At 64.1% G+C, this 23,159-nt stretch carries 22 protein-coding genes; 20 read left to right on the top strand and 2 right to left on the bottom strand.

Annotation, left to right across the window (positions count from 1 at the left end; genetic code table 11):
• The first annotated feature begins 23 nt into the window (after window positions 1–23).
• From EV678_RS06545 to nfsB, 4 genes are all read left to right on the top strand, one after another.
• Complete coding sequence (locus tag EV678_RS06545) at window positions 24–851, top strand: ABC transporter permease (RefSeq protein ID WP_014238311.1); 828 nt, start codon at window positions 24–26, stop codon at window positions 849–851.
• Window positions 851–1,369: a TlpA family protein disulfide reductase gene (locus tag EV678_RS06540; RefSeq protein WP_014238310.1), complete on the top strand. Its 519-nt coding sequence runs from the start codon at window positions 851–853 to the stop codon at window positions 1,367–1,369. Before EV678_RS06545 ends, EV678_RS06540 begins: the two co-directional genes overlap by 1 nt.
• Window positions 1,370–1,617: 248 nt before the next feature.
• Complete coding sequence (locus tag EV678_RS06535) at window positions 1,618–3,318, top strand: cation:proton antiporter domain-containing protein (RefSeq protein ID WP_130458919.1); 1,701 nt, start codon at window positions 1,618–1,620, stop codon at window positions 3,316–3,318.
• Between the two features lie 122 nt (window positions 3,319–3,440).
• The gene (gene nfsB, locus EV678_RS06530; protein ID WP_130458918.1) at window positions 3,441–4,094 is read left to right on the top strand and encodes an oxygen-insensitive NAD(P)H nitroreductase; all 654 of its coding nucleotides are present in this window, start codon (window positions 3,441–3,443) and stop codon (window positions 4,092–4,094) included.
• Between the two features lie 84 nt (window positions 4,095–4,178).
• Here nfsB and icd read toward each other — a convergent pair whose 3' ends face one another.
• Both icd and EV678_RS06520 read right to left on the bottom strand, forming a co-directional pair.
• Window positions 4,179–5,405: an NADP-dependent isocitrate dehydrogenase gene (gene icd / locus EV678_RS06525; RefSeq protein ID WP_130458917.1), complete on the bottom strand. Its 1,227-nt coding sequence runs from the start codon at window positions 5,403–5,405 to the stop codon at window positions 4,179–4,181.
• 371 nt (window positions 5,406–5,776) lie between these two features.
• Window positions 5,777–8,017, bottom strand: coding sequence for an NADP-dependent isocitrate dehydrogenase (locus tag EV678_RS06520; protein ID WP_130458916.1), 2,241 nt, complete (start codon window positions 8,015–8,017; stop codon window positions 5,777–5,779).
• A gap of 225 nt (window positions 8,018–8,242) precedes the next feature.
• Here EV678_RS06520 and aceK point away from each other — a divergent pair, with 225 nt between their 5' ends.
• The 16 genes from aceK (at window position 8,243) to EV678_RS06445 (ending at window position 23,021) form a co-directional block, all read left to right on the top strand.
• Complete coding sequence (aceK, locus tag EV678_RS06515) at window positions 8,243–10,003, top strand: bifunctional isocitrate dehydrogenase kinase/phosphatase (protein WP_130458915.1); 1,761 nt, start codon at window positions 8,243–8,245, stop codon at window positions 10,001–10,003.
• A gap of 1 nt (window position 10,004) precedes the next feature.
• Window positions 10,005–10,670 carry a pseudouridine synthase gene (locus EV678_RS06510; RefSeq protein WP_130458914.1) on the top strand — a complete coding sequence of 222 codons (666 nt, stop codon included), beginning with the start codon at window positions 10,005–10,007 and terminating at the stop codon, window positions 10,668–10,670.
• Entirely contained in the window at window positions 10,609–10,767 is a 159-nt protein-coding gene (locus tag EV678_RS16045) for a hypothetical protein (RefSeq protein WP_014238303.1), read from the top strand. Before EV678_RS06510 ends, EV678_RS16045 begins: the two co-directional genes overlap by 62 nt.
• Window positions 10,768–10,861: 94 nt before the next feature.
• Window positions 10,862–11,320, top strand: a complete 459-nt coding sequence (locus EV678_RS06505) for a DUF192 domain-containing protein (RefSeq protein WP_130458913.1) — start codon at window positions 10,862–10,864, stop codon at window positions 11,318–11,320.
• Complete coding sequence (locus EV678_RS06500; RefSeq protein ID WP_130458912.1) at window positions 11,317–11,862, top strand: chorismate--pyruvate lyase family protein; 546 nt, start codon at window positions 11,317–11,319, stop codon at window positions 11,860–11,862. Before EV678_RS06505 ends, EV678_RS06500 begins: the two co-directional genes overlap by 4 nt.
• A gap of 57 nt (window positions 11,863–11,919) precedes the next feature.
• The gene (locus EV678_RS06495) at window positions 11,920–12,498 is read left to right on the top strand and encodes an SRPBCC family protein (protein ID WP_130458911.1); all 579 of its coding nucleotides are present in this window, start codon (window positions 11,920–11,922) and stop codon (window positions 12,496–12,498) included.
• Between the two features lie 166 nt (window positions 12,499–12,664).
• Window positions 12,665–12,976: an STAS domain-containing protein gene (locus tag EV678_RS06490; RefSeq protein ID WP_130458910.1), complete on the top strand. Its 312-nt coding sequence runs from the start codon at window positions 12,665–12,667 to the stop codon at window positions 12,974–12,976.
• 64 nt (window positions 12,977–13,040) lie between these two features.
• Complete coding sequence (locus tag EV678_RS06485; RefSeq protein WP_165397459.1) at window positions 13,041–14,225, top strand: SpoIIE family protein phosphatase; 1,185 nt, start codon at window positions 13,041–13,043, stop codon at window positions 14,223–14,225.
• Window positions 14,226–14,289: 64 nt separating this feature from the next.
• Window positions 14,290–15,675, top strand: a complete 1,386-nt coding sequence (locus EV678_RS06480; RefSeq protein ID WP_130458908.1) for a sigma-54-dependent transcriptional regulator — start codon at window positions 14,290–14,292, stop codon at window positions 15,673–15,675.
• Complete coding sequence (locus EV678_RS06475) at window positions 15,672–17,801, top strand: cache domain-containing protein (protein WP_130458907.1); 2,130 nt, start codon at window positions 15,672–15,674, stop codon at window positions 17,799–17,801. Before EV678_RS06480 ends, EV678_RS06475 begins: the two co-directional genes overlap by 4 nt.
• Before the next feature lie 579 nt (window positions 17,802–18,380).
• Entirely contained in the window at window positions 18,381–18,929 is a 549-nt protein-coding gene (locus tag EV678_RS06470) for a tetratricopeptide repeat protein (protein ID WP_130458906.1), read from the top strand.
• A gap of 79 nt (window positions 18,930–19,008) precedes the next feature.
• Window positions 19,009–19,401: a hypothetical protein gene (locus EV678_RS06465; RefSeq protein WP_130458905.1), complete on the top strand. Its 393-nt coding sequence runs from the start codon at window positions 19,009–19,011 to the stop codon at window positions 19,399–19,401.
• A gap of 94 nt (window positions 19,402–19,495) precedes the next feature.
• Window positions 19,496–20,035 carry a hypothetical protein gene (locus tag EV678_RS06460; RefSeq protein ID WP_130458904.1) on the top strand — a complete coding sequence of 180 codons (540 nt, stop codon included), beginning with the start codon at window positions 19,496–19,498 and terminating at the stop codon, window positions 20,033–20,035.
• A 1,186-nt stretch (window positions 20,036–21,221) separates the two neighbouring features.
• Window positions 21,222–21,437, top strand: a complete 216-nt coding sequence (locus EV678_RS16580) for a tautomerase family protein (protein ID WP_130458903.1) — start codon at window positions 21,222–21,224, stop codon at window positions 21,435–21,437.
• A 520-nt stretch (window positions 21,438–21,957) separates the two neighbouring features.
• Window positions 21,958–22,524, top strand: a complete 567-nt coding sequence (locus EV678_RS06450) for a hypothetical protein (RefSeq protein WP_130458902.1) — start codon at window positions 21,958–21,960, stop codon at window positions 22,522–22,524.
• A 116-nt stretch (window positions 22,525–22,640) separates the two neighbouring features.
• Complete coding sequence (locus EV678_RS06445) at window positions 22,641–23,021, top strand: hypothetical protein (RefSeq protein WP_130458901.1); 381 nt, start codon at window positions 22,641–22,643, stop codon at window positions 23,019–23,021.
• The last annotated feature ends 138 nt before the right edge of the window (window positions 23,022–23,159 follow it).

Genomic DNA, 23,159 nt, shown 5'->3' with positions numbered 1-23,159 from the left:
AACACTCAGGGAATAGGACAGCAATGAAAACCCTCTGGCTCACCGCCAAACTCGACATCGTGGAATCCCTGCGGGCCCGCTGGTTCCTCATCTACAGCCTGGTCTTCGGCGGCATCGTGGCCCTGCTGTTCGCCTTCGGCCTGACCGAATCCCGGGTCCTGGGCTTCATCGGCCTGTCCCGCCTGCTGGTGACCTACATCCAGCTGGCCATGGCCATCCTGCCCATCTTCGTCCTCGTCACCACCGTGCGCTCCGTCGCCGGCGACCGGGAGGCGGGGGTCTTCGAATACCTGCTGTCCCTGCCCGTGGGCCTGGCGGCCTGGTTCTGGGGCAAGTTCCTGGGCCGCTACGTCACCATCTTCCTGCCGGTCTTCGTCGCCATGCTGGGCGCCGTGCTGTGGGCCCTCATCAAGGGCATCGAAGTGCCCTGGGGCATGTTCGTCTATTACACCGCCCTGCTGGCCGCCATGGCCTGGTGCTTCCTCGGCATCGGCATGCTCATCTCCACCCTGGCCCGCAGCACCGACGTGGCCCAGGGCACGGCCTTCATGGTCTGGCTGCTGATGCTGGTGTTCCTCGACCTGATCCTCCTCGGCGTCCTGATCCAGGGCCAGGTCAGCCCGGAAACGGTGATCGGCATCGCCCTGGCCAACCCCCTGCAGGTGTTCCGCACCGCGGCCCTGGCCCTCTTCGATCCCCAGTTGATCGTCCTCGGGCCCTCCGCGTACGTGATCCTGGATACCTTTGGCGTTCTCGGGTACAAGGTTTATGCTTTGGCCTATCCGGTCCTCCTGGGCAGCGCTGCCGCCCTGGCCGGCTTCCTGACTTTCCGCAAAACCGACCTGCCCTGATGCCCATGCTGCCCTTGCGTTCCTCCCTCGCCGCCCTGGCCTCCGCCCTGCTGTTTGCCGCTCCCCTGGCGGCTGTTGCCGAAGAGCAGGCCTCCGCGGCGCCGCTCTTCGCCGCCAGCTTTCCCGATACCGCCGGCGAGAAGGTGAATCTGGAGCGCTATCGGGGCAAGCCCCTGGTGGTGAATTTCTGGGCCCGCTGGTGTGGCCCCTGCCGCAAGGAAATTCCCGATCTGGTGAGCATCCAGAACAAGTACAAGGCCAAGGGCCTGACCATCGTCGGCGTGGCGGTGGAAGAGGGCAAGGAGGCGGTGAAGGAATTCGCCTCGGCCTACGAGGTGAATTACCCGGTGCTGGTTTCCGGCCTGCAGCCTGGGCTGGACCTGATGCGCCAGCTGGGCAACGAGAAGGCCGGCCTGCCCTACACGGTGATCCTGGACCGCCAGGGCCACATCGTCGCCCGCAAGCTGGGCGGCATGAAGCTGGAAGACCTGGACAAGGCCCTGGCGCCCCTGTTCTGAGCGGCGGGCCTCGCCCCGCTGTTTTTCCCCCGATTTTTCCTGGCCGCGCCGGGTCCCCGGCGCGGTGCCTGCCGTCCGTTTGTCCGGCGTTCCCCTGATCCAGCCGCGGCGCCCTTCGTGGGACAATGGGCTTCGCCGGGCGAAAGGTCAGCGCGTGTCGGCCCGATCCCGGCGGATGTCGAGGGGAGGGGAGTGCGTGGCCGCCTGTTTGGCGCTAGTCTGCTAACACTCCCCGCAAGGACCGCAACATGCCCCACGACATCAGCCTCATCACCACCGTGGCCGCCGGCTTCGGCCTGGCCATGATCCTGGGCTTCATTGCTGCCCGCCTGAAGATTCCCCCCCTGGTTGGCTACCTCATTGCCGGCATCATCATGGGTCCGGCCACCCCGGGCTTTGTCGCCGACGTGGAGCTGGCCGGCCAGCTGGCCGAGATCGGCGTCATGCTGCTGATGTTCGGCGTCGGCCTGCACTTCTCCCTGGAAGACCTGATGAATGTGCGCCGCATCGCCGTTCCCGGCGCCGTGGTGCAGATCACCGTGGCCACCGCCCTGGGCACCGTGCTGGCCATGTACTGGGGCTGGTCTTTCGGCGGCGGCCTGGTCTTCGGCCTGGCCCTCTCCTGCGCCTCCACCGTGGTGCTGCTGCGGGCCCTGGAGACCCGGGGCATCCTGGATTCGGTGAATGGCCGCATCGCCGTCGGCTGGCTGGTGGTGGAGGACCTGGTGTGCGTCCTGGTGCTGGTGCTGATGCCGCCCCTGGCCGAGCTGCTGGGCGGTAGCGCTGCCGATGCCCACGGCGCCGGCGGCAGCCTGTGGGGCACCCTGGCGGTGACCCTGGCCAAGGTGGGAGCCTTCATCGCCCTCATGCTGGTGGTGGGGCGGCGGGTCTTCCCGCGCATTCTGTGGGCCGTGGCCCGCACCGGCTCCCGGGAACTGTTCACCCTCTGCGTCATTGCCGCCGCCGTCGGCGTGGCCTACGGCTCGGCCAAGCTCTTCGGCGTTTCCTTCGCCCTGGGCGCCTTCTTCGCCGGCATGATGATGCGCGAATCCGATTTCGCCCACCGGGCGGCGGAGGAATCCCTGCCCCTGCGGGACGCCTTCTCGGTGCTGTTCTTCGTCTCCGTCGGCATGCTCTTCGATCCCCAGGTGCTGCTGCAGGAACCGGGCAAGGTGCTGGCGGTGGCCGCCGTCGTCATCGTCGGCAAGACGGTGGCCGCCATCCTGCTGGTGCTGGCCTTCCGCTATCCCCTCAACACCGCCCTCACGGTCGGCGCCAGCCTGGCCCAGATCGGCGAGTTCTCCTTCATCCTGGCCGGCCTGGGCGTTGCCCTGGACCTGCTGCCCAAGGCCGGGCAGAGCCTGATCCTGGCCGGGGCCCTGATTTCCATCGCCTTCAACTCCGTCGTCTTTGCCGCCATCGGTCCGGCCCGCAAATGGGCCCTGGCCCATTCCGCCCTGGCGCGGCGCCTGGAGATGCGGGAAGATCCGACGGCCGCCCTGCCGACCACGGTGGAAGAGCATTTCCTCTCCGGCCAGGTGGTGCTGGTGGGCTACGGCCGGGTCGGCCGGCGCATCGCCGAGGCCCTGGATGCCCAGAAGATTCCCTATGTGGTGGCCGAGCAGCACCGCCAGGTGGTGGAGAAGCTGCGGGAGCGGGGGGTGCCTGCCGTCTCCGGCGATGCCTCGGACCCGGCGGTGCTGATCCAGGCCCATATCGCCCGGGCCGGCATGCTGGTCATCGCCACGCCCGACACCCTGGACGTGCGCAAGATCGTGGACATGGCCCGCACCCTCAATCCGGCCATCGAAGTGGTGCTGCGCACCCACTCCGAGGAGGAGGCCGGCCTGCTGCGCCAGGAGAGCCTGGGCACGGTCTTCATGGGCGAGGACGAACTGGCCAAGGGCATGGCCCGCCACGTGCTGGCGCGGATGGGCAAGGGCGCCTGAGGGGCGGCCGGCGCCGGCCCCGAGTCGAGAGGTTGGCCGGCCGGGAATTCCCGGCCTTTGCTTCGGCCCCGGGCGGCGGTATGCTCCCGGGCAAATTTCTTCCCCTATCCCCAGGAGCTTCCATGAACATCGCCCAGGTAGCCGAACAACGCTACACCACCAAGGCCTTCGATCCCAGCCGCAAGATTGCCGCCGACGATCTGGCGGCCCTGCGCACCCTGCTGCGCAATGCCCCGTCCTCCGTCAATTCCCAGCCCTGGCATTTCGTCATTGCCGGCAGCGACGCTGCCAAGGGCCGCATCGCCGCCACCCTCAGCGCCGATTTCCCCTACAACGAGCCCAAGGTGCGCAATGCTTCCCAGGTGGTGGTGCTGTGCGCCCGGGAAAGCCTGGATGAAGGCCATCTGGCGGCCATCCTGGCGCAGGAGGAGGCCGACGGCCGCTTTGCCAACGCCGAGGCCAAGGCCGCTCAGGCCAAGGGCCGGGCCTTCTACGTGGGCCTGCACCAGCAGCAATTGCAGGACGAGGCCGCCTGGATGGACCGGCAGGTCTATCTGGCCCTCGGTACCCTGCTGCTGGGAGCCGGCGCCCTGGGCATCGATGCCTGCCCCATCGAGGGTTTCAGCCCCGAGGCCGTGGACGAGGCCCTGGGTCTCACGGCCAAGGGGCTGCGCAGCCGGGTCATGGTGGCCCTGGGCTACCGCAGCGAGGACGACTTCAATGCCCGCCTGCCCAAGTCCCGCCTGCCCGAGAGCGCCGTCATCAGCGAGATCTGACGCGCCTCTCCAGCCGGTTCCGGCTGGCAGGCAGAAAGAAAAAGCCCCGCATGGCGGGGCTTTTTTTGTGGCCGCAGCGGCGGCTTACATGCGGGCGATCATGGCCTCGCCGAACTCGGAGCAGGACACTTCCGTCGCCCCTTCCATGAGCCGGGCGAAGTCGTAGGTCACCACCTTGTCGCCGATGGCCGCTTCCATGGACTTGATGATGAGGTCCGCCGCCTCCTTCCAGCCCAGGTGGCGCAGCATCATCTCGGCGGAGAGGATCAGGGAACCGGGGTTCACCTTGTCCTTGCCGGCATACTTGGGCGCCGTGCCGTGGGTGGCCTCGAAACAGGCGTACTGGTCGGAGATGTTGGCGCCGGGGGCGATGCCGATGCCGCCTACCTGGGCCGCCAGGGCATCGGAGATGTAGTCGCCGTTGAGGTTGGTGGTGGCGATCACGTCGTACTCGGCCGGGCGCAGCAGGATCTGTTGCAGGAAGGCGTCGGCGATGGCGTCCTTGATGACGATGCCGTTGGGCAGTTTCTGCCACGGACCGCCGTCGATGTCGACGCCGCCGAACTCGCGCTTGGCCAGGGCATAGGCCGTGTCGCGGAAGTTGCCTTCCGTGAACTTCATGATGTTGCCCTTGTGCACGATGGTCACCGACTTGCGGCCGTTGTCGATGGCGTACTTGATGGCGGCGCGCACCAGGCGCTCCGTGCCTTCGACGGAGATGGGCTTGATGCCGATGCCGGAGGATTCGGGGAAGCGGATCTTCTTCACCCCCATCTCCTCCTGCAGGAACTTGATCACCTTCTTGCAGGCCTCGGAGCCGTGGGCCCACTCGATGCCGGCGTAGATGTCCTCCGTGTTCTCGCGGAAGATCACCATGTTGCACAGCTCGGGCTGCTTCAGGGGGGAGGGCACGCCCTTGAAGTACTGCACCGGGCGCACGCACTGGTAGAGGTCCAGCTCCTGGCGCAGGGCCACGTTGAGGGAGCGGATACCGCCGCCCACCGGGGTGGTCATGGGGCCCTTGATGGAGACCGAGTATTCCTTGAGGGCGTCGAAGGTTTCCTTGGGCAGCCACTCGTCGGCACCGTAGATCTGGGTGGATTTCTCGCCGGCGTAAACTTCCATCCAGTGGATTTTCTTCTGGCCGCCGTAGGCCTTTTGCACGGCTGCATCCACCACCTTGATCATCACCGGGGTGATGTCCACGCCGATGCCGTCACCTTCGATGAAGGGGATGATGGGGTGGTTCGGGGTCGGCTGGCCGGGGATGATTTTCTGGCCACCCTGAGGGACTTTGATGTGTGAACTCATTTCCTTAGCTCCATGAGAGATGAGAGTTGTTATGTGAGCGCAGGGTTTTGCGTTGAAACCCCGTCGTGATCATGCCGGGCGAGGGCCTTGGGCCAGGAGAAACTCAGGCCGGCACCGGGGCATTATGTATGAAAAACGGGGAGGGGGGACAGACGCCCATCCAGGGCCGGGACAGGGGGCTGGCGCCGGCGGCAATCGGGTGTTGCCGACCGGGATGCTGGCGGGGAGAGGAGCAGAGAAGGGGGTGGAAGAGGGGCGGAACGGGAGGGAGCGTCCGGCAGGTGGCAAGGCCGGTGCCGACACAAGAAAAACGGCCCGGCCAAACCCCCGGGACGGGGGCTGGACCGGGCCGTGGGCCGGGCGGGTGCCGATCAGGCGGCGCTGGCGGCCTGCAGCAGGCTGTTGAGGGTGGCGCTGGGGCGCATCACGGCGGTCACCTTGGCCTGGTCGGCCAGGTAGTAGCCGCCGATATCCACGGGCTTGCCCTGGACCGCCTTCAGCTCGTCCACGATCTTCTGCTCGTTTTCGGCCAGGGACTTGGCCAGGGGAGCGAACTTGGTGGCCAGGTCCTTGTCCTCGGACTGGGCGGCCAGGGCCTGGGCCCAGTACAGGGCCAGGTAGAACTGGCTGCCCCGGTTGTCCAGCTCGCCGGTACGGCGGGAGGGGGACTTGTTCTCGTCCAGCAGCTTGCCGGTGGCCTCATCCAGGGTCTTGGCCAGCAGCTTGGCCTTGGCGTTGCCGGTCTTGATGCCCAGCTCTTCCAGGGACACGGCCAGGGCCAGGAACTCGCCCAGGGAATCCCAGCGCAGGTGGTTTTCTTCCACCAGCTGCTGCACGTGCTTGGGGGCGGAGCCGCCGGCACCGGTTTCGTACATGCCGCCGCCAGCCATCAGGGGAACGATGGAGAGCATCTTGGCGGAGGTGCCCAGTTCCATGATGGGGAACAGGTCGGTCAGGTAGTCGCGCAGGATGTTGCCGGTGACGGAGATGGTGTCCAGGCCGCGGGCGACCCGTTCCAGGGTGAAGCGCATGGCGCGCACCTGGGACATGATGTGGATTTCCAGGCCGCTGGTGTCGTGATCCTTGAGGTACTTCTCCACCTTCTTGATCAGCTCGGCCTCGTGGGGACGGTAGGGGTCCAGCCAGAAGACGGCGGGCATGCCGGAGTTGCGGGCGCGGGTGACGGCCAGCTTGACCCAGTCGCGGATCGGCTCGTCCTTCACCTGGCACATGCGCCAGATGTCGCCTTCTTCCACGTTCTGGGACAGCAGCACTTCGCCGGTGGCCAGGTCCACAATGTTGGCGATGCCGGCTTCGGCGATTTCGAAGGTCTTGTCGTGGGAGCCGTATTCCTCGGCCTTCTGGGCCATCAGGCCGACGTTGGGCACGGTGCCCATGGTCTTGGGATCGAAGTTGCCGTGCCACTTACAGAAGTTGATCATCTCCTGGTAGATGCGGGCGAAGGTGGATTCGGGCATCACTGCCTTGCAGTCGTAAGGCTTGCCGTCGGCACCCCACATCTTGCCGCCGCCGCGGATCATGGCGGGCATGGAAGCGTCCACGATGATGTCGTTGGGGGAGTGGAAGTTGGTGATGCCCTTGGCGGAATCCACCATGGCCAGACGGGGACGGTGCTCCTGGCAGGCGTGCAGGTCGCGGATGATCTCGTCGCGCTTGGATTCGGGCAGGGTGTCGATCTTCTCGTAGAGGGTGGCCATGCCGTTGTTGACGTTGATGCCCAGCTCGTCGAACAGCTTGCCGTGCTTCTCGAAGGCTTCCTTGTAGTAGATCTTGACGCAGTGGCCGAAGACGATGGGGTGGGACACCTTCATCATGGTGGCCTTCACGTGCAGGGAGAAGAGGATGCCGGCCTGCCGGCAGTCTTCCAGTTCCTTCTCGTAGAAGTCGCACAGGGCCTTCTTGCTCATGAACATGGAGTCGATGATCTCGCCGTCCTTGAGGGCCACCTTGGGCTTCAGCACGATGGTCTTGCCGCTCTTGGTGACCAGTTCCATCTTCACGTCCCGGGCCTTGTCCAGGGTCAGGGACTTTTCGCCGTGGTAGAAGTCGCCGTGGTCCATGTGGGCCACGTGGGTCTGGGACCAGGGCTTCCATTCACCCATGGAGTGGGGGTGCTTCTTGGCGTAGTTCTTGACGGCGGCCGGGGCGCGGCGGTCGGAGTTGCCTTCGCGCAGCACCGGATTCACGGCGGAGCCCAGGCACTTGCCGTAGCGGGTCTTGAGGGCCTTTTCCTCGTCCGTGGTGGGGTTTTCCGGGTAGTCGGGGATGGCGTAGCCCTTGGCCTGCAGTTCCTTGACGCAAGCCACCAGCTGGGCCACGGAGGCGCTGATGTTGGGCAGCTTGATGATGTTGGTGTCGGGGTCCTGGGTCAGGCGGCCCAGTTCGGCCAGGTTGTCCGGAACCTTCTGGTCGTCGCGCAGGTAGTCGGAGAATTCGGCCAGGACACGGGCGGCCACGGAAATGTCGCTTTCGGCGATTTCAACGCCGGCCGGACCGGTGAAGGTGCGGATGATCGGCAGAAAAGCACAGGTCGCCAGCAGGGGCGCCTCATCAGTGAGCGTGTAAATGATCTTCGACTTACCAGCAGACATGCTAATCCCTCACATAGTTCGTAGTTAAAGGTGCGGACAACTCTTATATATATTATATCACCCGGTGCAATCTTATTGCGTACCGTGCAATGAATGCCGTGGGGATGGATGCCCGCCTTTCCCTCCCCAGGGCCCCTCATGGGGCCTGTCCGGGCCCCATTTCCGCGGGAGGCGGGGCTGGCCGGTGCTAAGATTTCCGCTTTCTTCCGCGTCCCGCCCGTGCCGATGGACATTTCGACCGCCGCCACCGCCAATCGCATCGCCATTGCCCTCATCGACGGCTTCAACAAGCATTATCGGCTGTTCCGCCAGACCAGCCGGGAGGCCAAGTTCCGTTTCGAGTCCGGCGACTGGCTGGCGGTGCACAAGGCGGTGAAGGACCGCATCCGTTTCTACGACGACCGGGTGGAGGAGTGCGTCGAGCGCCTGCGCGACGAATTCCGGGCCGAGGCCCTGGACGACGCCACCTGGCAGCAGGTGAAGCTGCTCTACATCGGCCTGCTGCTCAATCACAAGCAGCCGGAGCTGGCGGAGACCTTCTTCAACTCCGTGTGCTGCAAGATCCTGCACCGAACCTATTTCCACAACGACTTCATCTTCGTGCGGCCGGCCATCTCCACGGAGAACATCGAATCCAATCCGCCCACCTACTCCAGCTACTACCCGGGGGAGGGCGGCCTCGCGGAAACTATGCGCCAGATCATCCTGGACTTCGACTGGCAGCGGGATTTCGAGGACCTGGAGCGGGACGTGGACTACCTCTACCGCACCATCCGGACCCATCTCGGAGGCGAACTGCCGGCCCGGGAGGCCAACTGCCAGATCCAGGTGCTGTACTCCGCCTTCTACCGCAACAAGGGCGCCTACATCATCGGCAAGGCCATCAACGGCAACCAGGAATACCCCTTCGCCATCCCGGTGCTGCACACCCCGGGTGGCAAGCTCTATCTGGATACGATCCTGCTCGACGCCTGGCGCATCTCCATCCTCTTTTCCCTGTCCCGGGCCTATTTCATGGTGGATATGGAAGTGCCCTCCGGCTACGTCCAGTTCCTGCGCTCCATCATGCCCGGCAAGCCCCGCTCCGAGCTGTACACCATGCTGGGGCTGGGCAAGCAGGGCAAGACCATGTTCTTCCGCGACCTCATCTACCACCTGCGCCATTCGGAGGACAAATTCATCGTCGCCCCCGGCATCCGGGGCCTGGTGATGCTGGTGTTCACCCTGCCGTCCTTCCCCTACGTCTTCAAGATCATCAAGGACGTCTTCGGCAGCTCCAAGGAAGTGGACCACGCCACGGTCAAGTACAAGTACCAGCTGGTGAAGCAGGTGGACCGGGTGGGGCGCATGGCCGACACCCTGGAGTTCTCCTACGCGGCCCTGCCCCGTTCCCGCTTCGATCCGGCCCTGCTGGAGGAACTGCGGCAGCAGGTGCCCTCCCTCCTGGAGGAGGACGGGGAAGACCTGATCATCAAGCACCTCTACATCGAGCGGCGCATGACGCCCCTCAACATCTATCTGGATAACGCCCCGGAAGAGAAGGTGGAAGCGGCGGTGAAGGACTACGGCAACGCCATTCGGGAACTGGCCATCGCCAACATCTTCCCCGGCGACATGCTGTGGAAGAACTTTGGCGTCACCCGCTACAACCGCATCGTCTTCTACGACTACGACGAAATCGAACACATGACCGACATGAATTTCCGGGCCATCCCGGAAGCCCCCTATCCGGAACTGGAAATGTCCGGCGAGCCCTGGTATTCCGTGGCCCGCAACGACGTCTTCCCGGAAGAGTTCGCCACCTTCCTGCTCGGCTCCCGGCCGGTGCGCCAGGCCTTCCTCAAGCACCACCGGGACCTGCTGCAGCCCGAATTCTGGCAGGCGGCCCAGGAGCAGATCCGCCAGGGGCGGGTGGAGGACTTCTTCCCCTATCCGGAAGAACTGCGCTTTAGCCGCCTCTACGCCGCCGGCGGGGAAAACGCCTGAGATGGCCCGCATCCTCCTTTTCAACAAGCCCTACGGCGTTCTCTCCCAATTCACCCCCGAAGGCCGCTGGCAGGGCCTCAAGGACTACCTGGAGATACCCGGCGTCTATCCCGCCGGCCGCCTCGATGCGGACAGCGAAGGCCTGCTCCTGCTCACCGACGACGGCGTCCTGCAGGCCCGCATCGCCGATCCCCGCTACAAGCTGGAAAAGACCTACTGGGTGCAGGTGGAGGGCGTGCCGACGGAAGCCGCGCTGCAAGCCCTTCGCCAGGGGGTTGCCCTGAAGGATGGCGTCACCCGGCCGGCCCAGGCCAGGCTCATGGAAGAACCGCATGGATTGTGGCTGCGGGAGCCGCCCATCCGCTACCGGGCTGCCATCCCCACCAGCTGGATCGAACTGAAAATCCGTGAGGGCAAGAACCGCCAGGTCAGGCGGATGACAGCCAGCGTGGGCTACCCTACGCTCCGGCTCATCCGGGCCGCCATCGGCCGGGCTTCCGTGGAAGGCCTGGCCCCGGGAGAGTGGCGTCTGCTGCAGGGCGGCTTTGCCGACCTGGCGCCGGACGGCGCTCCCGGCCGAACCCCATCCCCTGACGGAGTTGCAAATGAAAAAAGCCCTACTGCTCGCCCTGACCCTGGCCTTCGCCCTCGGCACCGGCGTCGCTGAAGCCGCCACCCATGGCCACCACGCCAAGAAGGCGAGCCATGCCAAGCACGTCAAGCCTGCCAAGGCCGCCAAGCACCACGCCAAGCGCCACCACTAAGCCGCCGCGGCCGCTCCGGCAGGCTTGCGGCCTGCCCGGCCCGGCGCTGCGCAAAATAGGGCAGCCGCTGCCGGCTGGCCTATAATTCCGCCCCATGCATACCACCACCCTTTCCCGCTCCCTGGGCGCCGCCCTGGCCCTGGTAGCCGCTGCCTGGTGCGGCAGCGCCCTGGCCGAGATGGGCCGCCTGGAACTGACCGCCGGCTTCCACCGCATCGAGGCCGAAGTGGCCTACACCGATCCGGACCGCCAGCAGGGCCTGATGAACCGCCGCAGCATGGCGGCCAACCAGGGCATGCTGTTCGTCTTCCCCTTCCCGGCCCGCCACTGCATGTGGATGAAGAACACCCTGCTGCCCCTTTCCGTCGCCTTCCTCGATGAACAGGGCCGCATCATCAACATCCGCGACATGCAGCCCCAGACCGAGAACAGCCACTGCGCCGACAAGGACGCCCGCTTCGCCCTGGAGATGAACCAGGGCTGGTTCGCCCAGCGGGGTCTCAAGGCCGGCCTGACCCTGGGCGGCATCGAGCGCGCTCCCGCGCCGCGATGATCCCGGCCCGCGCCGCCTGGCGCCCGGCCCTGCTGCAACGCGGCCGGGCCCCGGCCCCGGCCCTGCGTCCCTGGCTGGAGGAGCGGGGTTCCCTCACCGCCCGCATCCGTGCCCGCTGCGACCGTTTCCGCGTGCAATGCCTGCGCCAGTGCCTGGCCCCCATCGGCAGCGAAGAGGCGGCCTGCCTCGGCCTGCCCGCCGGCACCCGGGTCTGGATGCGGGAAGTGCTGCTGCTGGCGGACGAGGTGCCGGTGGTCTTCGCCCACACCGTCATGCCCCTGGCGCCGCGCCATCCCTTCGATCAGCGTTTTTTCGCCCTGGGCCAGCGTTCCCTGGGCAGCCTGCTCTTCTCCGACCCGCGCATCGCCCGGGGCCGCCTCGAATTCCGCGCCCTGGACCGGCGTCACCGCCTCTACCGTAGCGCCGAGGCCGCCCTCGGCCCCCAGCCCGGCTGGCTGTGGGCCCGCCGCTCCCGCTTCGGCCGCGGCGCCAAGGGGCTCCTGGTGAACGAGGTCTTCCTCCCTGCCGTGCTCTCCCTCTGAACATTCTTTTACACGGCCCGGTCAGACCCGGGTCAGGGCCCGGCGCAAGAATGGGCCATGGATTCCTGCCGCCGCCTCCTTCTGCGGGCCCTCTCCTTGCTGCCGCTAGCCCCCGGCCTGGTCCTCGCCGGCGCCAATGCCCCCGCCCGCATCGACGAAGATGAGATCCAGGTGCGCCGCCAGGGCGAGACGTGGACGGTGGAGGCGCAGTTCGTCGTGCCGGTGCCGCCGTCCGTCGCCTGGGAAGTGCTGACGGACTTCGACAACATGACCGCCATCCTCACCAATCTCAGCAGCAGCCGGGTGCTTTCCCGCCAGGGCCAGGTGCTGCAGGTGGAGCAGAAGGGGAGGGCCCGCTTCGGCATTTTCTCCTTCGCCTTCGAGTCCCTGCGGGAGATCACCCTGACGCCCCGGCGGCGCATCCAGGCCCGCGGCCTGGCCGGTAATACCAGGCAATTCGAGAGCGACATGGTGCTGGCGCCCCTGGACGGCGGCACCCGTTTTTCCTACCGGGTGGCGATGGTTCCCGACTTCTGGCTGCCCTCCCTGCTGGGGCCGTCCCTGCTGCAGCACGAGCTGGCCGAGCAGTTCAACGCCATGGCGGCGGAGATGGAAAAGCGGTTTGCCGTACGTTGATGGCAGGGGCTTGACGCGGGGGCGGCGGCGGTAGCCTAATGACCCTCCGGCCCGCGCCATATAACGCTGAGAGACATTTCCAGGGAGGCACTGGGTCGGGTGAGTGGCTCAATCTTGCCCGGAGGCCGGCCCCGCCTGCCTCCCGGGAGTTTCAGGGGGATAAGAAATGGACAACCAAGCTGAAATCCGCCAGCAGGATGGCGAGTGTTCCCTGGTCCTGGAGGGCCGCCTGGATTACTCCAACACCGTCAATTTCCACAGCCGCTGCAACAGCCTGATCGCCATGCCGGAAGCCAGCCGGGTCATCCTCGACTGCGGCAAGCTGACCTACATCGACAGTTCGGGCATCGGCGCCCTCATGGTCATCAACGACCGCGTCACCCGGGAAGGCAAGTCCCTGGAGCTGCATAACTGCAGCAGCGACGTCAAGAAAGTCCTCAAGCTGGTCAATCTGCACAAGGTGCTCAAGCTGGTCTGACGCCGCCATGGCGGGCTCCGGCCCGCCGGCGACCGTTCCGATCCGGAGTGGCTGGAGGGCTTCCGTGTCCCATGCGTCCGACCAGGGCAGCCCCGGGCTGCCCGCCGGCAGGGGGTGTCCGTGGCGGACGCCCCGGCGCCCCATCGTCCTCATCGTGGACGACGCCCGGGAAAATGTCGAAGTGCTGGCCGACTGCCTGCAGTTCGAATACGACCTGCGCTTCGCCTACAACGGTCCGGAAGCCCTGGCCTGCGCCGTGGACGAGCCGCCGCCGGACCTGATCCTGCTCGACGTCATGATGCCGGGCATGGACGGCTACGAGGTGCTGGACCGGCTCAAGTCCGACCCGGCCACCGCCGCCATTCCCGTGGTCTTCGTCACCGCCATGACCGCCATCCGCGACGAGGTCCGGGGCCTGGCCCTGGGGGCCGTGGATTTCATCGGCCGCCCGGTCAGTCCCTCCATTGTGCGCGCCCGCATCCGCAGCCATGTGGCCCTGGCCGAGGCGCGGCGCCAGCTGGCGGAGCAGAACCAGTGGCTGATGCATGAGCGCTGCCTGGCCGAGGACATCCTCACCCGGCTGCGGGAGACCGAGACCTTCGATCCCCACAAGCTGCGCTACGTCCTTTCCTCGGTGGACCGCAGCAACGGCGACATGCTGCTCTCCGCCATGACCCCGGACCGGCGCCAGTGGGTGCTGGTGGGCGACATCTCCGGCCACGGCCCCGCCTCCGCCGTGGTGGCGCCCCTGCTGGGCCACGTCTTCTATTCCCAGGCGGCGGAGAACGGCGATGCCGAGGCCCTGCTGATCGAACTCAACCGGGTCATGTTCCAGCGCCTGCCGCTGCAGATGTTCATGGCCTTCGCCCTGGTGGAGGTGAATGCCGCCCGGGACCGGCTGCGGGTGTGGAACGGCGGCATGCCCGGCTGCTTCAACCGCAGCGGCCGGGGCAAGCTGACCCTGGTGGGCTCGGCCTACTATCCCCTCGGCCTGCAGCCCAACCTGGGGGAGACGGAAGCGCCGACGGAACTGGTGTTCCATCCCCGGGACCGCTTCTACCTGTTCACCGACGGCTTCTGCGAGTGCGAGGACGAGAACGGCAAGGCCTTCGGCGAGGAGGCCATCTTCGCCCTCCTGGCGGAGCCGGGGCCGCGCCGCTCGGTGCAGGGCATCTGGCTGGCGGCGGCCCGCTACCACGGCAGCGACCAGTTCCGCGACGACCTGACCCTGGTGGAACTGCGTCCCTGAGGGCCGGGCGGGGCGCCGGCGGGGCTTATAATCGGCCCTTTCCGCGCCCATTCCCTTCTTCGCCATGGCCTTCATTCCCGAAACCCCCGGGTCCGAATCCCCCGATCCTGCCGACCGCCCCGCCGAACCGACGGTGCTGGTGGTGGACGACGAAGAGGGCATGCGCAGCTTCCTCTCCCGCACCCTGGCCCTGCGCGGTTGGCAGGTGGAGGCGGCGGCCAGCGCCGAGGAGGGGGCGGCCCAGCTGGCCGGGCGCCACTTCGACCTGATCATCCTGGACATCGCCCTGCCCGGAAAATCCGGCCTGGAATGGCTGAAGGAACTGAAGGCCGCCGGTTTCGCCGGCGACGTCATCCTCATCACCGCCTTCGCCGACATGGAAACGGCCATCGACGCCCTGCGCGCCGGCGCCTCCGACTTCGTCCTCAAGCCCTTCCGCGTGGACCAGATCGTAAATTCCATCAACCGCTGCTTCGAGCGGGCCCGCCTGGCCCGGGAGAACTTCGTCCTGCGCCGCCAGCTGGAAGAGCGGGGCGGCGCCCGGGACGAGATCGTCGGCCACTCCGACAGCATCGCCCGCCTGCGGGCCCTGGTGCGGCGGGTGGCGCCGACGCCCTCGACGGTGCTGATCCAGGGCGAATCCGGCGTCGGCAAGGAACTGGTGGCCCGGGCCCTGCACCAACTCTCGCCCCGGGCCTCCCGGCCCTTCGTCGCGGTTAACTGCGCCGCCATTTCCGCCGACCTCATCGAATCCGAACTCTTCGGCCACGTGAAGGGAGCCTTCACCGGCGCCAAGGAGGCCCGCAACGGCCTCTTCTACTACGCCCACGGCGGCACCCTGTTCCTCGATGAAATCGGCGAGTTCCCCCTGGCCCTGCAGTCCAAGCTGCTGCGGGTGCTGGAGGAACGCAAGATCCGCCCCGTCGGCACCGAGCACGAGGTGCCGGTGGATGTGCGGGTGGTGGCCGCCACCAACCGGGACCTGAAGCAGGAGGTGGCCCAGTGCCGCTTCCGCCAGGACCTCTTCTACCGCCTGGAAGTGATGACCCTCACCGTGCCGCCCCTGCGCCAGCGCGCCGAGGACGTGCCCGAGCTGGCGGCCCTGTTCATGGACAACCTGTGCGTCCAGCTCGGCGTGGCGCCCCTGCTCATCACCCCCGAGGTGGCTCATGCCCTCTCGGCCTACGCCTGGCCCGGCAACGTGCGGGAGCTGCGCAACTTCGTCGAGCGCTCCCTGCTCTTCGGCGAATTTCCCCTGGACTCCCTGGGCAGCGACGGCGCCGCCATGGAGCCGGCGGCAGCGCCCCCCTCCCTGCTTCTGGCCGAGGTGGAAAAGCGCCACATCCTGGCGGTTCTGGCTCAGAGCAACGGCAGCAAGGCCCGGGCGGCGGACCTCCTGGGCGTCTCCCGCAAGACCCTGGACCGCAAGTGCGCCGAGTGGGGGGTATGAGCGGCCGCCTGGGCGCCTGGCTGCGCCATCCCGGGCGGCGCCTGGAGGAACTGCAGGCCTCCTTCGCCGGCTCGGTGCGGCTCAAGCTGCTGGCCCTGGTGCTGGCGCCCCTGCTGCTGGGGGTGCCGGTGCTGCTGCTCATCGTCTGGATATGGGGCACCCAGGGCTACAACCAGCTGCTGGTTAACAAGGTCAGCTCCGACCTGGTCACCGCCCGCCAGTTTTTCGACCGGGTGCAGAGCGGCGTCAGCCTCAACCTGGAAGGTTTCTCCTCCTCCCACCGCCTGCTGCAGGCCCTGCAGCGGGGCGCTCCCGACGACATGGACCTGCTGCTGCAGGAAGCGGCCCTGGCCCAGGGCCTGGACTATCTGGTTCTGCTCGATTCCCGCGGCCGGGTGCGGGCCGGCGGCCGCGGCCCGGTGGACCGCAGCGCCTGGGACGTGGTCCAGTCCGCCCTGCAGGGGCGGGGCCAGCACGGCCTGGAAGTGTTCGCCCCGGAGCAGCTCGACGAACTGGCGCCCGCCCTGCGCCAGCGGGCCCACCTGGACCTGCTGCCCACCCGCAATGCCTCCCCCGACCCGCGCCGGGCCGAAGACCGGGGCCTGGTGATCCAGGCCGCGGTGCCGGTGCTGGGCAGCGAAGGCCAGATGCTGGGAGTGCTGGAAGGGGGCGTCCTGCTCAACGGCAACCTGGGCATCGTGGACCGCATCAACACCATCGTCTATCAGCAGGCCTCCCTGCCCCTGGGCAGCCAGGGCACCGCCACCCTGTTCCTCGGCGACACCCGCATTGCCACCAACGTGCGTCTCTTCGAAGGCCGGCGCGCCCTCGGCACCCGGGTCTCCCAGGCCGTGCGCGATAAGGTGCTGGGCCGGGGCGAAGTGTGGCTCGGCTCCGCCTTCGTGGTGGACGACACCTACGTCTCCGGCTACGAGCCCCTGCTCAACCTGCGCGGCGAGCGGGTCGGCATGCTCTACGTGGGCTTTCTCGAAGCCCCCCTGCAGACCGCCCTGCACGGCGCCCTGGCCGGCCTCTTCCTGCTCTTCCTGCTGGTCTCGGGCCTGGGCACCCTGGCCGCCCTGCGCTGGGCCCAGACCATCTTCCGCCCCATCGAGCGCATGAACCGGGTCATGGCCCGCATCGAGGCCGGCGAAGAGACCGCCCGGGTCGGCCCCAGCGCCAGCAAGGACGAACTGGGCCGCCTCTCCCGGGCCTTCGACCACCTGCTCGATTCCCTCTCCGCCCGCCGCCTGGAACTGCAGCGTTCCGCCGACGAGCTGGACCGCAAGGTGGCCGAGCGCACCGCCGCCCTGGAAGAGGCCAACGCCACCCTGCGCCGGGCCCAGCAGCAGCTGGTGATGAACGAAAAACTCACCGCCATCGGCGAACTCACCGCCGGCGTTGCCCATGAGATCAACAACCCGGTGGCCGTGATCCAGGGCAACCTGGAACTGCTGCGGGACGTGCTGGGGGAGCAGGCCGAACCGGTGCGGGGCGAGATCCGCCTGATCGACGAACAGACCCAGCGCATCCGCGCCATCGTCACCCGCCTGCTGCAATTCGCCCGCCCCGGCGACTTCGCCGGCTATGCCGAAGCCACGGACGTGAACGGCGTGGTGGCCGACTGCCTGGTGCTGACCCGGCACAACCTGAACAAGGCCGGGGTCAAGGTGGAGACCCGGCTCGAGGCCGGCTGCAATGTGGAAATGAACCGGGGCGAACTGCAGCAGGTGCTGATCAACCTGATGATGAACGCCATGCAGGCCATGCCCCAGGGCGGCACCCTGAGCGTGGAAAGCCGGGACATCGGCCCCGACGACGCCATCCCCGGCGAAGCCTCCTTCCCCGGCGCCCTGCTGCGGGTGCGGGACACGGGCCACGGCATTGCCCCGGCCGACCTGGACCGCATCTTCGATCCCTTCTTCACCACCAAGAAGCAGGAGGGCACGGGGCTGGGGCTGTCCATCTCCTACGCCATCATCCAGCGCTACGGCGGGCGCATCACGGTGGAAAGCGCGCCGGGGGAGCACACCACCTTCACCCTGTGGCTGCGCCGGGAAGCGCAATACACGGAACAGCCGTCGGCGCCGGTGTTTGCGGCGCGGTTTATGAAGGCGGGGGAGTGAGGTTAAAGGGCGGTTGCAACCGCCCTTTGTTTTTGGTTGCTGTGCTGGGGTGGTGCTTCGGGCGTGGTTTGTTGATTTTGCGGCTGTGTTCCGCGCCGCCGCGCGGGTTCCTTTTCTTGCTTCCCCAAGAAAAGGAACCAAAAGAAGGGGAACCCTCACCCCCGGCCCTGCGGGCTCCCCTGCGCTGCTCAGTCGAGCGGGGCGGCTGCGGAACTCGCCCCCTGCGGGGGCTCAAACAGTCCTCGCCGAAAGCCCCCCGCCCGCCTTGCGCTGCTCGGCGGGGGTGGAAGGGGGTGGAAACCCGGTGGCGTGGCGAACGTGATCGCATCGGTTGGGAGGGAATTGTCTATTTGATTGGAATATGCAATTCGCAACTTCGGGTTGCGATTCTGGCGTCCTGTCGGTAAGTTTGAGGCTGTCCGGTTTCACGGATTTTTAGCGGGGCCAGTAAACGGAAGGTTTGCTGAATCCGTTGCAGGACAATCGATTCGGCTGTCCGGTGTTCCAGGATATTGGACAGCCCCATTTTTATTGGACACTTTTGTCGTCTACTACTAGTTATGTTTCACAGGAGGCCACATGAAGGTGTTGTTCTGGACACTGCTACTTACAGCATTGCTTGTCGGTGGCTGTGCCAACCCAATCAACCGCGCCACCTCCGACAATTACTCGGAAACATGCGCAGTCGCTGAAAGCAATGGCCGGCTTGATGTTGCAGAGGAGGCTTGCTACAGAGCATTGGTTAACGTCGATTTGGGGAACCTCGGCCCCGAGTTGAAATCGCAGAAGCTCTACAACCTTGCGCGAATCAAGCGTCGCCTGTCAAAGTTCGGGGAGGCCGAGCAATTGTTCAAGGAGTCCTTGGCAATCGAAGAGAAGCTGCCCGCTCCCTCCGAGCAGAAGATTGGTCGTCGGCTCGTCGAGCTATCGGTCAGCCTCGCGGGTCAAGACAAGTGGTTCGAGGGCGCACGTTTTCTTGAGCGTGCGCTCCCCTTAACCGATAAGTTCTCCGACCGAGAGCGCGCCTATGCGGGAGAGGTGTTTGCCCAGTATGGCAAGCGCCTTGCGGGCACAGCCGACAGTGAGCTAGCTGCCCGTTTTGAGGCAAAGGCAACGGCTCTCCGGTGAAAGTGAAACATAACCCTGCGGTCCACCGGACGCTGCGCGATACGGCCGCGCAGCGCCGGTGACCTCCACGTTAGCCACAATGAAAACCCGTCTTGTCCGCAACCTCGCTATGTATGTAATTGCCGGAGCCTACGGAGCCCTCATGGGCCTATCCATTACTCGGACAAAGACCTTTTCGCCTGATCAAGGCTTTTTGTTTTCTTTGGCGGGGGTAGGCATTGCGCTAATTGGAGTTTTTATCGCGAAATCCATATCAGGGCGCATTGTTGTCTCTCTTCCGCCTATCAAGCCGCGCCAGCTATTGGGCTTAAAAATATTCTTCTCTGGTTTTTTCGTCGCAATCAATGGGTGGTTGGTTGCAACGTTAATTCACACCGATGCAGGTATCCGCATCGCAATGCTCGGCATTGTTATCGGTTTCGTCGGAATGGGGGTTCATTTTGTTCTCGGCTTTAAACGTAACCATGGCTAACAACACGCTCCAGCCGACCGTCAAAAAGCTGCGCTTTTTGCCGTCGGCTGAGCTAGCACGTTAGGCATCAATGACAAACCACCCCATTCCGAGAGTGCTGCTCCTCATCGCCACGTTAGCGATTTCTGCTATCGCGTCTGCTGAAGTCCCGCCAACCGAATACGTCACACAGATTTTTGAGCCAACCGGTGGAAAAATTTCCCGCCCGAAGGATTGGTTCTACTCAGAATCTCATAACAGTCGAGCCTATCGCTGGACTATCTCCCGCGAAGATGCATCCGGCGGGCGTCCTTATACAACCGGCGTCAGAATTCAGACCTTTGTCGGCGTCAAGGACGGCACGGGAAAAACAGCAAAGCAATTCATCCTTGATTTTGCCGCCGCCAAGGCGAAGCAAGCGACCGTAATCAATTCCTGTCCGGAGAGCAATCAAGGACTCTTCTCTCGAATATGTCTTGAGACGGAGGAAGGGCCGTACCACATTCTCTATTCCATGTTCTGGGGTACCAGCGGAATGGACGTCGCAATTGTCTCAATCGCTGGAACAACAAAGGAGCTTTGGGAAACGTATCTGCCGACATTTAACGTGATGAGTGACTTCGAGTTGATTGACATGAAGCGGTTTGAAAAATGACAGTGATGCCTAACCTTTCGTTCGAGAGGGACCGCCGGCAAGCTGCGCTTGCTGGCGGTCCCTCAACTCAAACGTTAGAGCGCAAAGCTGAGGCATACAGTGCGACTTCTGGTACTTCTCCTTCTCTGCATACTCGCTAATGGCGTACGCGCGGACTGGGCTTCATTTGGAGTGGCTGTCAAATGCAATCAAGCAAAGAAAGAGTTTTCTATTGTTTCTGTGGTTGATACCAGCCAGCCAGGTATTGGCACCAGAGAGAGGCCACCAGGGTATCAGAAACTTTCGCACGGAAAACACAGGTTGTCGTGCAAAGTCGGCCAAGCAACTGTTGAAGCGAACATCGCTGTATATGGTGGCGATAACGGCATGTGCATGGGTGGTGGCTACGTTTCTATTGAAAGTTTGAAAGTGACAAACCAGGCTGTGCTTCCAGAACGGCAGCCTTTTAACTGGACGTGCCTGAATGCAAATCCTGCAATCATAAGCATCAGACTGTTTTCACATCGCAAGAGTGTGCAGTTGGAAACGTGCACGGCTCATGAAGCGTGGGATTGGGAGGCTGGGTATGGTGACATTAGATGCCATCACAAACGTGCGCTCTAACCCCCCAGTCAAACCGCGCCTTGCAGGCGCTCGGACGTGCCGCAAGCGGCACGCCATTTACTTTGTGCGTTAGGGCTTACCACTTATGGCGGCTAGCGCTCCGAAATACTTACCTATCGGCCTTGGGCTGTTATTCGCCGTGAGCGCAGCAGTGGTTCTTTTCGTGATGTTCAAAGCTGGTTGTACAGGTGACCCCAAAGGCGGCTCGCTCGGCGATCCAATTCGCGCACTAGAGCTTGAGAGTGTTGGTCTGCTTCCATTGCTGGTCAGCGCTGCTTCCGGTGGCGCAGCACTCGGCTTGGCATCGCAGTCCATCCATCGCATTGCGCATGGGGCAGGCTTTGCATTGCTTACACTTATTTGCCTGGGGTTCGCTGGCATGCAATTCGAAACTTGGGGTGTTCAATCATGCTTCTAGTCCTAACATGGCGCTCAACCACGCTCCCTTCGGTCGCTGGACGCTGCGCGATAAAACCGCGCAGCGCCGGTTAGCTCTACGTTGGGCATCATCAGCCTAGAAACCTGGTGAGGCACTGAATTCTCGTGTGTTACACATGTCGTCAACCTTATTGCTGGAACTCATATGCCATACATCTGTTTTGAAGCGGGAGCCTTAACACCCGAGATAAAGCGCGAACTCATCCAAAGGCTCACTGAAGTCTCAGCGGAGGTCATGCGTATTCCAAAGGACTATTTTTTCGTGTCAATTCACGAACTCCCAAACGAAAACGTGGCGATCGCCGGAAAGGACGTTAATCAGCTTCGAGCAGAGCTTTCCGCGCAAAGGTCGGCAGAGTAATGCTCAGCAATCACGCCCAACCCTGCGCTCCAGCGGACCGCCTTCGGCGGCGGCTGAGCTAGCACGTTAGACCTCTTAGAAAGGAACTCCACGTGTCTAGAGAAGTTTGGCGCAGTCCCAACGAGTGGGTCCTAATGGAGCTAGAGAGTGGCGCACTCGTCCTTTCCGTCAACTGTGGAACATCCGTTGGCTTCCAAACCAACCATGAACTTTCGCCAAACGAAAGATGGATTTACCTAGATATCCTTGCTTCAAAAATCGTGAATCATCCTTGGGCTTTCGCAACTGAAGGAATCGAAGTTCCGCCCATTGACTTCACAAGCCGAGGAACGGCAGAAGTTCTAATTCCTCCTGGGCGCTAAGTGTCATGAACCACCTAATCCAAACCTTCCGCAACGGGCAGTTCACCAGGTCGAGGTCTAACATTCCGGTCAAGGCCGCTCCCTCCGGTCGCTGGGCGCTGCGCGATAAAGCGCCGCGTAGCGCCCCTTACCTACAACGTTGGGCCCCAGGAGTACTCATGCTTCGTAAGTTACTTGTCGCAATAGTCCTCTCGCCGGTTGCTGCATATGCCGGCCTGGACGTATCAGCCTACGAGAGACTCTCAATCGTTCCCTCACCGCAATTCGATAGCGATGGAGAACCACGGGAACCTAATCAAGTTAAGTTGGCCCCAGTGGAGTTTGTGGAACGCTTTGCTGGTTTGACGGCGGGAAAGGTCTACCACTACGAGTCGGCCTTTGAGTTCAGGGCAGGTTCCTACTCCGGTTACAACTACTGGCGAAACGAGTTAGCAAAGCTCGCCGGCAATGAGCAGACGCCGTTCAAATCGTTCAATGGAAAGACCGAGCTTCGGTACGACGCTACGGTTTGGAACATCAAGCGGGGACCATTTTGGGAGCTAATTGACTTCTCCGACGCCGAAGGCGTCATTGGCCCCGTCGTGTGCAAGCGTGTTTACAAGGACTTCCTTCAGTATCAAGTCGCCGCCTCGAAGCATCCTGACGAATACTTTCGTACCTCCTATCAAGATTGGATGAAGGCCTTTTCCATGTGCGCTAATGACGGAGCTATCGTCTTTCATTGACTACATGCTGAGTCAAGAACAAGCCGCAGCCGCAATTTCCTGTGGCCCAACCGATCATTCCACCGGACCTACGCACAAAGCCGCGCAGGCCGGTGAATTCAAACGTTAGAGGTCATATGAAGAAGGCTGCGCTTATCATTTTCTATCTCCTCTCCATCGTCGCCGCCGCTGAGCTTTCTGCCCGTGCAGCGATGAAAAACCAAATGAGTAGTTTTGCGGCTGAGCTTGCGCAGATCCAAGGAATGCTGGCGTTTAACCATCTGGAGCGTTATCGGGAACTAGAGGCCAATCTGTCCAAAGGTTGCAGTGCTGCTGTTCTTGAGAAACTCAAGATTTCCGCTGCAACCGAGGCCATGTTGCTTTCGTCAGCCCTCAAAGAACATCCGGGCGGTTGGCTTGCAAAAGACATTGCAAGTCGAGAACCAAACCTCCCTGCGCAGTTAGCGACGTACAAAAACCCTTACGGGAACGTTTTGAAGGAACCTACGTGCCCATGACCTCTAACCCGTCGGTCGAGAGGGAACCGAGAAGCTACGCTTCTCGGTTCCCTCCGCGGCTTCGCCGCTCCGGCGGCCCCTCATGTCAATCGTTGAACATCTGCTTTCCCTAGACAATTACCGATTTGAGTTGATGGC

The sequence above is a fragment of the Azospira oryzae genome (assembly GCF_004217225.1).
GTDB classification, from domain to species: domain Bacteria; phylum Pseudomonadota; class Gammaproteobacteria; order Burkholderiales; family Rhodocyclaceae; genus Azospira; species Azospira oryzae.
Note: the sequence above shows the minus strand (reverse complement) of the source record. Positions and strands in the feature narration are given on the sequence as shown.